This window comes from Serratia sarumanii, from assembly GCF_029962605.1.
In the GTDB taxonomy this organism is placed as follows: Bacteria; Pseudomonadota; Gammaproteobacteria; order Enterobacterales; family Enterobacteriaceae; genus Serratia; species Serratia sarumanii.
Genome location: NZ_CP124750.1, coordinates 5,048,606 through 5,061,588, shown reverse-complemented (window position 1 = coordinate 5,061,588; position 12,983 = coordinate 5,048,606). Strand labels below are relative to the sequence as shown.

At 57.0% G+C, this 12,983-nt stretch carries 13 protein-coding genes; 1 reads left to right on the top strand and 12 read right to left on the bottom strand.

The window, feature by feature from the left end; all coding sequences use genetic code 11:
• Positions 1-45: 45 nt before the first annotated feature.
• The 10 genes from atpA to asnC form a co-directional block, all read right to left on the bottom strand.
• Entirely contained in the window at positions 46-1,587 is a 1,542-nt protein-coding gene (gene atpA, locus SSARUM_RS23925; RefSeq protein ID WP_033636516.1) for a F0F1 ATP synthase subunit alpha, read from the bottom strand.
• 12 nt (positions 1,588-1,599) lie between these two features.
• The gene (gene atpH / locus SSARUM_RS23920) at positions 1,600-2,133 is read right to left on the bottom strand and encodes a F0F1 ATP synthase subunit delta (RefSeq protein ID WP_033649565.1); all 534 of its coding nucleotides are present in this window, start codon (positions 2,131-2,133) and stop codon (positions 1,600-1,602) included.
• A gap of 14 nt (positions 2,134-2,147) precedes the next feature.
• Entirely contained in the window at positions 2,148-2,618 is a 471-nt protein-coding gene (gene atpF / locus SSARUM_RS23915; protein ID WP_004933804.1) for a F0F1 ATP synthase subunit B, read from the bottom strand.
• A gap of 57 nt (positions 2,619-2,675) precedes the next feature.
• A complete protein-coding gene (gene atpE, locus SSARUM_RS23910; protein ID WP_004093904.1) occupies positions 2,676-2,915 on the bottom strand; it encodes a F0F1 ATP synthase subunit C in 240 nt (79 codons plus the stop codon).
• A gap of 49 nt (positions 2,916-2,964) precedes the next feature.
• Positions 2,965-3,744 (bottom strand): F0F1 ATP synthase subunit A, encoded by a 780-nt coding sequence (gene atpB, locus SSARUM_RS23905; protein ID WP_025160299.1) that lies wholly within the window; start codon positions 3,742-3,744, stop codon positions 2,965-2,967.
• A gap of 22 nt (positions 3,745-3,766) precedes the next feature.
• A complete protein-coding gene (gene atpI / locus SSARUM_RS23900) occupies positions 3,767-4,150 on the bottom strand; it encodes a F0F1 ATP synthase subunit I (RefSeq protein WP_004933796.1) in 384 nt (127 codons plus the stop codon).
• A gap of 639 nt (positions 4,151-4,789) precedes the next feature.
• Positions 4,790-5,410, bottom strand: a complete 621-nt coding sequence (rsmG, locus tag SSARUM_RS23895; protein ID WP_033649566.1) for a 16S rRNA (guanine(527)-N(7))-methyltransferase RsmG — start codon at positions 5,408-5,410, stop codon at positions 4,790-4,792.
• 138 nt (positions 5,411-5,548) lie between these two features.
• Positions 5,549-7,438, bottom strand: coding sequence for a tRNA uridine-5-carboxymethylaminomethyl(34) synthesis enzyme MnmG (gene mnmG / locus SSARUM_RS23890; RefSeq protein WP_033649567.1), 1,890 nt, complete (start codon positions 7,436-7,438; stop codon positions 5,549-5,551).
• 381 nt (positions 7,439-7,819) lie between these two features.
• The gene (gene mioC / locus SSARUM_RS23885; protein WP_033649568.1) at positions 7,820-8,260 is read right to left on the bottom strand and encodes an FMN-binding protein MioC; all 441 of its coding nucleotides are present in this window, start codon (positions 8,258-8,260) and stop codon (positions 7,820-7,822) included.
• A gap of 100 nt (positions 8,261-8,360) precedes the next feature.
• Complete coding sequence (gene asnC / locus SSARUM_RS23880; RefSeq protein ID WP_004933786.1) at positions 8,361-8,822, bottom strand: transcriptional regulator AsnC; 462 nt, start codon at positions 8,820-8,822, stop codon at positions 8,361-8,363.
• Between the two features lie 155 nt (positions 8,823-8,977).
• Between asnC and asnA the strand changes: the two genes are divergently transcribed.
• Positions 8,978-9,970, top strand: coding sequence for an aspartate--ammonia ligase (asnA, locus tag SSARUM_RS23875; protein ID WP_033636511.1), 993 nt, complete (start codon positions 8,978-8,980; stop codon positions 9,968-9,970).
• Between the two features lie 6 nt (positions 9,971-9,976).
• Here the strand turns inward: asnA and viaA are convergent, their stop codons facing one another.
• On the bottom strand, positions 9,977-11,440 hold the full coding sequence (gene viaA, locus SSARUM_RS23870) for an ATPase RavA stimulator ViaA (RefSeq protein WP_033649569.1): 1,464 nt from the start codon (positions 11,438-11,440) through the stop codon (positions 9,977-9,979).
• Positions 11,441-11,442: 2 nt separating this feature from the next.
• Positions 11,443-12,951: an ATPase RavA gene (gene ravA, locus SSARUM_RS23865; protein WP_086556989.1), complete on the bottom strand. Its 1,509-nt coding sequence runs from the start codon at positions 12,949-12,951 to the stop codon at positions 11,443-11,445.
• Positions 12,952-12,983 lie beyond the last annotated feature (32 nt).

The window sequence follows — 12,983 nt, the reverse complement described above, 5'->3', positions numbered from 1 at the left end:
AGTGCCAGACGGCCTGCTGTCTTTCAACAGCAGGACCGTTCGGCGTTACCAGGACTGGGTTTTCTTGAAGGTCTCGAGGATGTCTTTCAACTTGCCCTCGATCTCATCATTGAAGTTGCCAGTTTGGTTGATGTGGTTCAGCAGCTCGGCGTGCTCGCGGTCCGCATAGGCGACCAGCGCGGCTTCGAAGCTCACCACTTTGGCGACTTCGACGTCGTTCAGGTAACCGCGTTCTGCGGCAAACAGCACCAGAGACTGTTGTGCGACCGACATCGGCGCATACTGTTTCTGTTTCAGCAGCTCGGTCACTTTCTGACCGTGGCTCAGCTGTTTGCGGGTCGCGTCGTCCAGATCGGATGCGAACTGGGAGAACGCAGCCAGTTCACGATACTGCGCCAGCGCGGTACGGATACCGCCGGACAGTTTCTTCATGATCTTGGTCTGCGCGGCGCCACCAACACGGGATACGGAGATACCCGGGTTAACTGCCGGACGAATACCGGAGTTGAACAGGTTGGATTCCAGGAAGATCTGACCATCGGTAATCGAGATTACGTTGGTCGGAACGAACGCGGAAACGTCACCCGCCTGGGTTTCAATGATCGGCAGAGCGGTCAGTGAACCGGTTTGGCCTTTAACTTCACCTTTGGTGAAGGCTTCAACGTATTCGGCGTTAACGCGCGCTGCACGCTCCAGCAAGCGGGAGTGCAGGTAGAATACGTCGCCTGGGTAAGCTTCACGACCTGGCGGACGACGAAGCAGCAGGGAAATCTGGCGGTAAGCAACGGCCTGTTTGGACAGGTCATCGTACACGATCAGCGCATCTTCACCGCGGTCACGGAAATATTCGCCCATTGCGCAACCGGCGTATGGCGCCAGGTATTGCAGTGCAGCGGATTCGGAAGCGGTCGCCACAACCACGATGGTGTTGGCCAGTGCGCCGTGCTCTTCCAGTTTGCGCACCACGTTAGCGATGGTGGACGCTTTCTGGCCGATAGCCACGTAAACGCATTTGATGCCGGAGTCGCGTTGGTTGATGATCGCATCGATCGCCAGCGCGGTTTTACCGGTCTGACGGTCACCGATCACCAGCTCACGCTGGCCACGGCCGATTGGAATCATGGCGTCAACGGATTTGTAGCCAGTCTGAACCGGCTGATCAACGGATTGACGCTCGATAACGCCTGGCGCGATAGCTTCTACCGGAGAGAAACCGTCGTTCTCAATCGGGCCTTTGCCGTCGATTGGCGCGCCCAGGGTGTTAACTACGCGGCCCAGCAGACCACGACCGACTGGAACTTCCAGGATACGGCCGGTGCATTTAACCTTCATGCCTTCGGCCAGATCCGCGTACGGACCCATGACCACGGCACCGACGGAGTCGCGCTCCAGGTTCAATGCGATTGCGTAACGGTTGCCAGGCAGAGCGATCATTTCGCCCTGCATAACGTCGGCCAGGCCGTGTACGCGGATGATCCCGTCGCTGACGGAAACGATAGTACCTTCATTGTGAGCTTCGCTCACTACATTGAACTGAGCAATGCGCTGCTTGATCAGTTCGCTGATTTCGGTGGAATTCAGTTGCATGCTCCAGTCCCCTTAAGACTGCAAGACGTCTGTCAGGCGTTCAAGACGACCGCGAACGCTGCCATCAATCACCATATCGCCGGCGCGAACAACGATGCCGGCCAGTACAGACTTGTCAATTTTGCAATTCAGCTTAACTTTGCGTGACAGACGTTTTTCCATCGCAGCGGCGATTTTCGCCTGCTGTTCGTCGCTCAGCGCGCTCGCAGAGAGCACTTCGACTTCGACGGTGGATTCCAGCGAGGCGCGCAGTTCGATGAACTGCTGCAGCACGGCAGGAAGAACCAGTAAACGTCCATTTTCGGCCATTACGCGGATAAAGTTCTGGCCATGTTCGTCGAGCCGATCGCCACAAACCGCGATGAACGTCTTGGACAGCGTTTCTGGCGCGACCGCGCCAGACAGCAGTTCAGAAATCTGTTCATTGCGAGTGACTTCAGCCGCAAACGCCAGCATTTCCTGCCAGCGCTCTACGCTTTGGTGCTCAACGGCAAAGTCAAAAGCTGCTTTGGCGTAGGGGCGAGCTACAGTGACAAATTCAGACATCAGCCCCTCCCTCCTTACAGTTCAGCGACCAGTTTATCAACGATGTCGCTGTTAGCAGCTTCATCCACGGAACGTTCGATGATCTTCTCGGCGCCGGCAATTGCCAGCATCGCGACTTGCTTACGCAACTCTTCACGAGCGCGCTTACGTTCGGCTTCGATCTCAGCCTGAGCCTGCGCCACGATTTTGTTACGTTCCTGCTCGGCTTCGGCTTTCGCTTCATCCATGATCTGAGCTTTGCGTTTGTTCGCTTGCTCGATGATCACCTGAGCTTCTGCTTTAGCAGTTTTCAGCTGGTCGGTCGCATTGGCTTGCGCTAAGTCCAGATCTTTTTTGGCACGCTCTGCAGAAGCGAGGCCGTCAGCGATTTCTTTCTGACGTTTCTCGATGGCAGCCATGATCGGCGGCCATACGTACTTCATGCAGAACCAGACAAACAGAACGAACGCGATGGCCTGGCCGAGGATTGTTGCGTTAAGATTCACAGCACAATGCCTCTTTAAAAGTTAATAGTTTGGTTACGTCGTAGAGGGTTGCTCTACTTACGCGACGGCGAACATCACGTACAGACCCAGACCTACAGCGATCATCGGGATGGCGTCGACCAGACCCATAACGATAAAGAACTGTGTACGCAGCAGAGGAATCAGGTCAGGCTGACGAGCAGCGCCTTCCAAGAATTTACCACCCAGGATGCCGATACCGATCGCAGCACCGATTGCCGCTAAACCCATCATCACAGCGGCAGCCATGTACAGCAGATCCATACTCAGGTTTTCCATGACAGTCTCCAGTTTGTTTCAGTTTAAAAGTGCAAGTGTTTTAAGAAAATCAGTGCTCTTCAGACGCCATCGACAGATAGACGATCGTCAGAACCATGAAAATAAAGGCTTGAAGCGTAATGATCAGGATGTGGAAGATAGCCCAAGGCAAGCTCAGAACCCACTGTGACCACCACGGCAACAGGCCGGCAATCAGGATGAAGATCAACTCACCCGCATACATGTTGCCGAACAGTCGCAGACCCAGTGAAACAGGTTTGGACAGCAGGCTGACACCTTCAAGAATTAGGTTGATAGGAATGAATACAGGGTGGTTGAACGGCTGCATGGTCAACTCTTTAACGAACCCGCCAACGCCTTTCATTTTGATGCTATAGAACAGAATCAGGATAAACACGCCCAGCGCCATAGACAGCGTGACGTTCACGTCGGCGGTAGGCACGACGCGCAGCGCAGGCAGACCGAGAACGTGGGTGCCGAGATAGGGCAGGAAGTCAACCGGGATGAGGTCCATCAGGTTCATCAGGAACACCCAGACGAACACGGTCAGCGCCAACGGCGCAATGACCTTGCTCTTGCCGTGGTACATGTCGCGCACGCTGCTGTCGACGAAACCGACCACCAGCTCCACGGCGGTTTGCAGTTTACCCGGCACGCCGCTGGTGGCGTTTTTGGCCACTTTGCGGAAGATCACCAGGAAGAGCGCCCCGAGGACGACGGAGAAAAACATCGAGTCGAGGTTAATCGACCAAAACCCAGTCCCGACCTGAAGCTGCGTCAGGTGGTGACCGATATACTCCTGTGGAGTCAAGACTTCTCCTGCAGACATGATGCCTCTTACCCTTATTTAGTTAAGTTCGGTAACTGTTAATCACGGCCGGTGCCACTATCTGCACCACTAACACCGCTAAATAGGTCAGGCCAAGCGGTATAAACTCCGCCTTGAACACCCCCAGCGCCACGATCAGCAAAACGATGGTGATCACGACCTTTAGCCCCTCGCCGATGGCGAACGACCAGGCAACCCTACCGGGCGCCGGCGTTTGCGCCTGATGGCGCAAGGCAAACAGCATAAACATTGCACTCGGCAACCAGGCGGCGAGACCGCCTGCCAGCGCCGAAGCGCTCCATTCCGGGCTTTTCAGCCAGAAAGCAACGCTGATCAGAACAAAAGTCATTAACTGCAAAAACAGCAGTTTGCGTGCGACTTTCCCGCTGTAAAGGGACACAGACATGACGTTTGTTCTCTCCGTACCCCAGAGGGGGTATGCTGAGTGACGTATACAACTGTTTTTGCTGTCCAGAGTCAAGCAGCAAAAAACGAGCAAATTATACGGGGCATACCAACGAATTCAATCGATAAGTAGCGAAAAGGTGAACAATTATTTAAATTTCCCTATTCCAGCCTATTTTCACAAGAAAACGGTCGGAATAATAGGGCGCATTTAATTGTCTGATTATTCCAGCGTTGCGTTTAGAAACGCGAAGCCGATCACAGTAATGTCCCTTCCTGATTTATAGCCGATGGTCAACCAAACCGTCTTTAGCAATTTGAGCGATCAAAAGATTATATAAATCAAAACATTATCAGTTAACTGTTCAAAAACAATCCGTATACCCGACGAAAACCTTTTATTGACAAGCCGCAGGGTAATATTCCAACAGCCAATTAACATTAGCAGCAAACGCCAATCTTTCGCACATGATTGCTAACGTGACTATTTCCAAATGCAATTACTCTATTGTCGCTAATTAGCCGCGTTTTTTGTGTTAATAGAAAGTAAATTAACTAAAAAAAGCGACCAACTAATTAGCCTGCTTATCTTTCTGCCTGGTACTGCCTTTAATTCACGCTTGTTTGATCAAAAGCAAACTCAGTTTGCCTTAAGAATCACCAGATGGCGTTCGCCTTCCAATTCAGGCACCTGCAACCGCACGATGGATTCCAGGCTAACGCCCGCCGGCAGCTGCGCCAGCTCTTCATCCGGGCGCACGCCTTTCAACGCGTAAAAACGCCCCTGCCCTTTCGCCGGCAGGTGATGGCACCAGGACAGCATATCCTGCAGCGAAGCGAACGCGCGGCTGATCACGCCGTCGAACGGTGGCTCGGCCGGAAACTCCTCAACACGGCTCTGCACCGGCTCGATATTGTTCAGGCCCAGCTCATGCTGCACCTGACGCAGGAAACGCACGCGCTTGCCCAGGCTGTCGAGCAGCGTAAAATGCGCGTCCGGGCGCACGATCGCCAGCGGAATGCCCGGCAAGCCGGGGCCGGTGCCGACATCGATAAAACGCGAGCCCTGCAGATGCGGGTTGACCACGATGCTATCGAGGATGTGGCGCACCAGCATTTGCTGCGGATCGCGCACCGACGTGAGGTTATAAGCCTTGTTCCACTTATCCAGCATGCCGACATAGCCCAGCAGCTGCTGTTTCTGCTGATCGGGCAGCTCAATGCCTGCTGCCGCGAGCAGCGAGTCTAATTTTTTTTGCACAACGGATCCTTTGGCAGGCGCTGAACGACCAGCGGATGGTTAGCTGGCGCAATGAGGCGCCTATGATAATTCAGGGCGCAAGTGATGTCAGCGGCCGTTTGGCTACGGGATGAGCAAACGGCCGCCTGGCTGCGGGATTTATGCGCTGCGGCGCAGCAGTCCCTGCTTTTTCAGCCAGATCAGCAAAATCGAGATCGCCGCCGGCGTAATGCCGGAGATGCGCGAAGCCTGGCCGATGGAGTTCGGTTTGTGATCGTTCAGTTTGGCGATCACCTCGTTCGACAGCCCAGAAACCTGACGGTAGTCGAGATCCAACGGCAGCACGGTGTTCTCGTTGCGCTGTTGTTTTTCGATCTCTTCCTGCTGACGAGCGATGTAGCCTTCGTATTTGACCTGGATCTCGACCTGTTCGGCGGCTTGTACGTCGTCCAGCGGCGGCGCGAAGGCCTCGGTGCCGGTCAACTGTGCGTAATCCATCTCCGGGCGGCGCAGCAGCTCTTCGCCGTTCGCTTCGCGCGACAGCGGCGCTTTCAGCAGCGCATTGACCTGTTCGACGTTCTCGGCGTGCGGGTGCATCCAGATGTCGCGCAGGCGCTGACGTTCGCGTTCGATTCGCTCCAGCTTCTCGCTGTAACGCGCCCAACGCACGTCGTCCACCAGGCCGAGTTCACGGCCTTTTTCCGTCAGGCGGAGATCGGCGTTGTCTTCGCGCAGCATCAGACGATACTCGGCGCGTGAGGTAAACATACGGTACGGTTCTTTGGTGCCGAGGGTGCTGAGATCGTCCACCAGCACACCCAGGTAGGCCTGATCGCGACGTGGCGCCCAGCCTTCCTGTTCGTCGGCGAAGCGCCCGGCGTTCAGGCCGGCCAACAGGCCCTGCGCAGCGGCTTCTTCATACCCGGTGGTGCCGTTGATCTGGCCGGCGAAGAACAGCCCCTGAATGAATTTGCTTTCCAGCGTCGGCTTCAAATCGCGCGGATCGAAGAAATCGTACTCGATGGCATAACCAGGGCGAATAATACGCGCGTTCTGCATCCCTTCCATCGAACGGACGATCTGCATCTGCACGTCGAACGGCAGGCTGGTGGAAATGCCGTTAGGGTAAATTTCGTTGCTGGTCAGGCCTTCCGGTTCGAGGAAGATCTGGTGCGCGTTGCGATCGGCAAAGCGCATGACCTTGTCTTCGATCGACGGGCAGTAACGTGGGCCGATCCCTTCGATGATCCCGGCATACATCGGGCTGCGATCGAGGTTATTGCGGATCACGTCATGGGTTTTTTCATTGGTGTGGGTGATGTAGCACGCCATTTGTTCCGGGTGCTGGCTGGCATCGCCCAGGAACGAGAATACCGGCACCGGCGTATCGCCGTGTTGTGGCGCCAGTACGCTGAAATCGATAGTGCGGGCGTCGATGCGCGGCGGCGTACCGGTTTTCAAGCGGTTGACGCGCAGCGGCAGCTCACGCAAACGCTGCGACAGCGAGATCGAAGGAGGATCCCCCGCGCGGCCGCCGCTGTAATTCTCCAGGCCGATATGGATCTTGCCGTCCAGGAAGGTGCCGACGGTCAATACCACCGCTTTGGCGCGGAATTTCAGGCCCATTTGGGTTACGGCGCCCACAACGCGATCGTTTTCGACGATCAGATCCTCAACCGGCTGTTGGAAGATCATCAGGTTGGGCTGGTTCTCCAACGCGGTGCGGATCGCCTGGCGATACAGTACGCGATCCGCCTGAGCGCGAGTGGCGCGAACGGCAGGGCCTTTGCTGGCGTTTAGTATCCTAAACTGGATGCCGGCATGATCGATCGCCGTGGCCATCAGGCCGCCGAGTGCATCAATTTCCTTAACCAGATGCCCTTTACCAATACCGCCAATCGCCGGGTTACAGGACATCTGTCCCAGCGTATCGATATTGTGTGTCAATAATAAAGTCTGACGCCCCATGCGCGCCGCGGCCATGGCGGCCTCGGTACCTGCATGGCCACCACCGATGATGATGACGTCAAATTGATCTGGATAAAACATGGAACTGCACCTCGCCGTATTGCGAACGATCGTTATTTGCCCTGGGGTGGGGGATTCTACTCAAGTTTAGACGATCGACCAAGCGGTCAGGATCGTCGGTAATTAAAAGAAGATCTTTTTTATTTAAAGATCTCTTTATTAGATCTCTTATTAGGATCGCGATCCTCTGTGGATAAGTAACTATTCACGAAGAAGATCAGCAGATTAAGGAGGATCGTTTGCTGTGAATGATCGGTGATCCCGACGCAGATAAGCTGGGATCTAAAAGGCTTGTTATACACAGGACAAAAAGCGACCTACGGTTGTTATTTGGATAACTACGGCTTTTACCCTGCTTTTAAGCTTAGTTATCCACAATCGTTCGCGCGATCTTTAGACAAACTAGAGTAAATTAATCCAGTTTTTTACCCATTCCTCGGCCGGATCCTCGGGAATTTCATGCTCGGTCACGTCGATCTCGAGACGATCGCCGATCCTTTTCGCGCCTCTGGCGATCAGCAGATCGTCGATCTGTTTGATCGCGCCGCAGAAGATGTCGTATTCCGAACTGCCCAAACCGACGGCGCCGAACTGCACCTCGGAAAGATCCGGCTGTTGTTCGGCGATCTGCTCCAGCAGCGGCTGAAGGTTATCCGGCAGTTCGCCGGCGCCGTGCGTGGAAGAGACCACCAGCCAGCGGCCGGTCAACGGCAGTTCATCCAGTTCAGGGCCGTGCAGCATCTCGGTAGAGAAACCCGCGTCTTCCAGCTTTTCAGCCAAATGTTCAGCCACGTATTCGGCGCTGCCAAGCGTACTGCCACTGATCAGAGTAATGTCTGCCATGAACCAACGATCCCAACCTTCTCACTCAAAGTGGCTGCATTGTACGCTGTGAATCGGCTGGGATCTACCTGTGGATAATGTGGGTATGCAATTTGGCGGGTTACGGCACGATGGTGCGCATAATGGGGTTCTGCAGCGAGATCAGCGTTTCGGTAGACTGGATCTCGTCGATGGTCTGGATCTTGTTGATAAGTACCTGCTGAAGTGCGTCGATCGATCGGCACATCACCTTGATAAAGACGCTGTAGTGGCCGGTGGTGTAATAGGCTTCCACTACTTCTTCCAGGCTTTCCAGTTTCTTCAGCGCCGAAGGGTAGTCCTTGGCGCTCTTTAATATGATGCCGATAAAGCAGCATACGTCGTAGCCCAGCTGTTTGGGGCTGACGTCGATGCGCGCGCCGGTGATGATCCCGGCCTGTTTCATCTTCTCTACCCGCACATGAATGGTGCCGGGGCTGACGGCGAAGTTTTTCGCCAGTTCGGCGTACGGCGTGCGCGCGTTGTCCATCAGAGCGTTGAGGATGCCGCGATCGAGATTATCGATCTGATAAATTTCCGCCATTTAATCCCCCATTAATTAACGATTGTTGAATTCTGTCCGGATAAAAATGAACGATTAAAAGTGAAAAGGCAATATTGATTAATGGATATTGAATTGGTGTGTCGTTTTGTTGCTTAATCGATGGCAACAGAGACAGGTTTACAAGAGATACGGCAATGAAAAAACAGTTTATCCAAAAACAACAACAAATCAGCCAGGTCAAATCCTTCTTCTCCCGCCAGCTGGAGCAACAGCTAGGCCTGATCGAAGTGCAGGCCCCGATCCTCAGCCGTCTGGGCGACGGCACGCAGGATAACCTCTCCGGCAGCGAGAAAGCGGTGCAGGTTAAGGTGAAAACCCTGCCGGACGCCACCTTCGAAGTGGTGCATTCATTGGCGAAATGGAAACGCAAAACCCTGGGCAGCTACGATTTCGGCGCCGGCGAAGGCCTGTACACCCATATGAAGGCGCTGCGCCCGGATGAAGATCGCCTGACGCCTATCCACTCGGTGTACGTCGATCAGTGGGACTGGGAGCGGGTGATGGGCGACGGTGAGCGCAGCCTGGACTACCTGAAAAGCACCGTGCGCAGCATTTACGCCGCCATCAAGGCGACGGAGGCGGAAGTCAGCCGCGAGCATGGTCTGACCCCGTTCCTGCCGGAACAGATCCACTTTGTGCACAGCGAAACCCTGCTGCAGCGTTACCCGGATCTGGACGCCAAAGGGCGCGAGCGGGCGATCGCCAAAGAGCTGGGCGCAGTGTTCCTGATCGGCATCGGCGGCAAGCTGTCGCACGGCAAATCGCACGATGTGCGGGCACCGGATTATGATGACTGGACCACCCCGGCGGCGGATGGCCTGGCGGGCCTGAACGGCGATATCGTGGTGTGGAACCCGGTGCTGCAGGACGCTTTCGAGCTGTCCTCTATGGGCATCCGTGTCGACGCCGCCGCGCTGAAACGTCAGCTGGCGCTGACCGGCGATGAAGAGCGCATGAAGCTGGAGTGGCACCAGTCGCTGCTGCGCGGCGATATGCCGCAGACCATCGGCGGCGGCATCGGTCAGTCGCGCTTGGTGATGCTGCTGCTGCAACTGTCGCATATCGGCCAGGTGCAGTGCGGCGTGTGGTCGCCGGAAGTGCGCGGGGCGGTCGAAGGGCTGCTCTGATCCCGCCTAGCGCCGCCAGCGGCGCATCAAACGGCTTTTCAGCCCGGTATCGAAGCGCCAGATATGATCGAAGATGCGCATGATGCCGGGTTTGCCGTAGGCGGACATCGCCACCGCATGGAAACGCTGCTGGTGGCTTTGCTGCTGCTGTTTCACCTTCTTTATTACCTCCTCCGGCAACCGCTGAGCGATAAAATCGGAAATGATCACCGCATCGGCGTCGAACCAGCCGCTCTCCGCCATTTTGGTGACGGTGGCGTTCAGGCAGGCCGCCAGATCGGTGCCGCCGCGAAACTGCTGGCCGAGAAAGCGCACCGCCTGTTCGATGCCGCTGGCGGCGGTGAGCTCGTAATGCACGATCTGGTTGGCGAACAGCATGATGTAGCAACGGCGGTTGTCCGCCAGCGCAATGCGCAGCAGCGCCAGGCAGAACGCCTTGGCGCACTGTTCGTTGAAACCGCCCATCGATCCTGAGGTGTCCACGCAGACGATAAACGGCCCGCGCGGCTGTTGATCCTGCTGCTGGTGGGTGACCTGGCGGATCAGGATCTGTTCCTGCCAGACGTCGCCCTGCAGGCGGTAGCTCAGCAGCCGCTTTTCCAGCAGGCGGCGATAAAATTCGAACTCCAGCTCTTCAATGCCCAGCGTCGCCAGCTCCGGCGGCAGCAGGCGCAGGATGTCGTCGCTCTGATGAATGCCGCTCACTTCTTCCGGCAGCGTGGCCGGCACCTGCACCATCACCCTGAACGGCTCCGGCTGCGCGTCCTGTTGCTGCACCGCCTTGGCCTGATAGCTGCGGCCCAACTGCTGCGCCAGCTTTTTCAGCTCCGGCTGCTGCTGCAAAAAGTTGCCGTACTCCACCAGCCGCTGGTAATCGCCGCGCTGCAGCTGGCCTTTGCTCATGTCCCACAGCCTGCCGGCGGCGGTGTCGTTTTCCGACAGCAGCGGCTCCAGCGCGCCGCTCAGCGCAAGTCGCTCCTGCAGTTCCGCCATCAGCTGCTCGCGCTCCTGTTCCAGCAGCTGGTGGTGCAGCATGGTGGCCTGCAGCGTCAGGCTGATGCGCCAGCGCTGCAGGAACAGGGTTTGGAAGCTGTCGTCCAGCGGATGATTGGGCAGATCGGCGGCGTCCACCAGCGCGCGCGCCTGTTCATAAAACGGCGAGACCAGCTGGCGCAGCAGCTCCATCGTGTCATTGAGGTTGTGATAGAACTGGGTGTTGTTCTCCAGCTGGCACTGTTGGTAGCGGTAAAATTCCTGCGCCAGCGCCGGCGGCACCATGGCTTCCTGCAGACGCTCCTTGAGCTGCAGTTTCCAGCGTGGCAGATCGCGATCCAGCGCCCGGCGAAGGGCCGGAAACTTTTTAAAGAACACCGACAGCTGCGGCGCCGCCAGCATGCCGACGATCATCTCCTCGATCATTTCGCCTTCGGCGATCGCCAGCAGCAGATCGAGCGTCTCCAGACTGAGCATGGTTACTGGCCGCGCATTTGCTGCAGTTGCTGTTTAACCTGCTCCGCCACCTGCAGCAGACTGGCTTCGATCTTGGCCAGGCCGGCGGCGGGTGTGAACAGGCAGGGCTGATGTTGGCTGAAGGCGCGGCGCTGCTCCGCCAGGCGTTGGGCCAACGCGTCCATTTCGTCCAGCAGCGCCTGCGGCGTGGCGGTGGCCTGTTTGCCTGGCAGCGCCAGCAGCGACGGCTGGCGGCTGACGTCCAGCACCGTCAGGTGCAGTTGGTCGTCGACCTCCAAATCGATCGGCTGCGCGAAGCCGATGCCGTTCAGCTTGGCGCGCACGTCGCCGCCTTTTTGCAGCCAGTTGTCCAGCACGCTGCTTTCGATGCTCAGATGGTTGACCTGAATGTCATGCAGCTGCAGCGGCTTTTGCAGCAACAGGGTGAGGGTGCCGCCGGCGAACGGCGTGGCCGGTGCGTATTGCGGTTTACGGCTGAACATGCCGCCCTTTTTCACCAGGCTGATGGCCTGCCGGTCGCTTTGTTGCTGCTGATCCTGCAGCCAGCGGGTGTGGATTTGTTGCAGTTGGATCAGCATCGACTGTTGCTGGTAGGCCGATTCGGTCAGCAGCTGATCGATCTGCTGTTGCAGCAGCTTCAGCGAGGTGAGATCGTGCCACAGGCAGTCTTTCAGCAGCATCAGGTCGAGCGGGGCGATGGCGTCGCGCCCGCTGAAGAAGGCGCAGGCCTGCAGCAGGCGCAGGGCTTTTTTCCAGCGTCGGTCAGAGACGTACGGCGCCTGTTCCAGCGCGTCCAGCCGCTGGCGCAGCTGGAAAATCAGCTCAAAGCAGGCTTCCGGCAGCGCCACCTTATCGATCTGCGGCTGCCACTGCAGAAACTCTTCGTCGCTGACGCTCAGCGCCGCCGGCACCGGGTTTTGGCTTTCGCTCTGGCGGTTGACCAGCAGCGAGCGGAAATTCTGCTTATCCTGCACCTTATCCAGCCACAGGCGGATCAGCATGCGGTCATATAAGGCTTCGAGGCTGTTGTCCGCTTCGGGCAGTTCGTTGGAGGCGGTCACCAGCAGGCGCAGCGGGATCGGTTCTTCGCTGTTGCCGTTGCGAAAGCGCCGTTCGTTGATCGCCGTCAGCAGGGTGTTGAGGATCGCCGGGCCGGCCTTCCAGATCTCGTCCAGAAACACGATCTCCGCTTCCGGCAGGTAGCCGGCGGTCAGACGCTGATAGCGCCCCTCATCTTTCAACGCCTGAATGGAGAGCGGGCCGAAGACCTCTTCCGGCGTGGAAAAGCGCGTCATCAGGTATTCAAAGGAGCGGGCGTTGCGGAAGGCAAACTTCAGCCGGCGCGCGATCAGGCTCTTGGCGATGCCGGGCGGGCCGAGCAGGAATACGCTTTCGCCGCTCAGCGCCGCCAGCAGGCACAGGCGAATCGCTTCTTGCCGCTCATAAAGACCGCTCTCCAGCGCGCTGCTGAGGCGGGAAATTCGTTCTGCCAGAAGGGATGATGGCGTCATATAATTGTCGCATTGTCCGAGAGTTAGCCAAT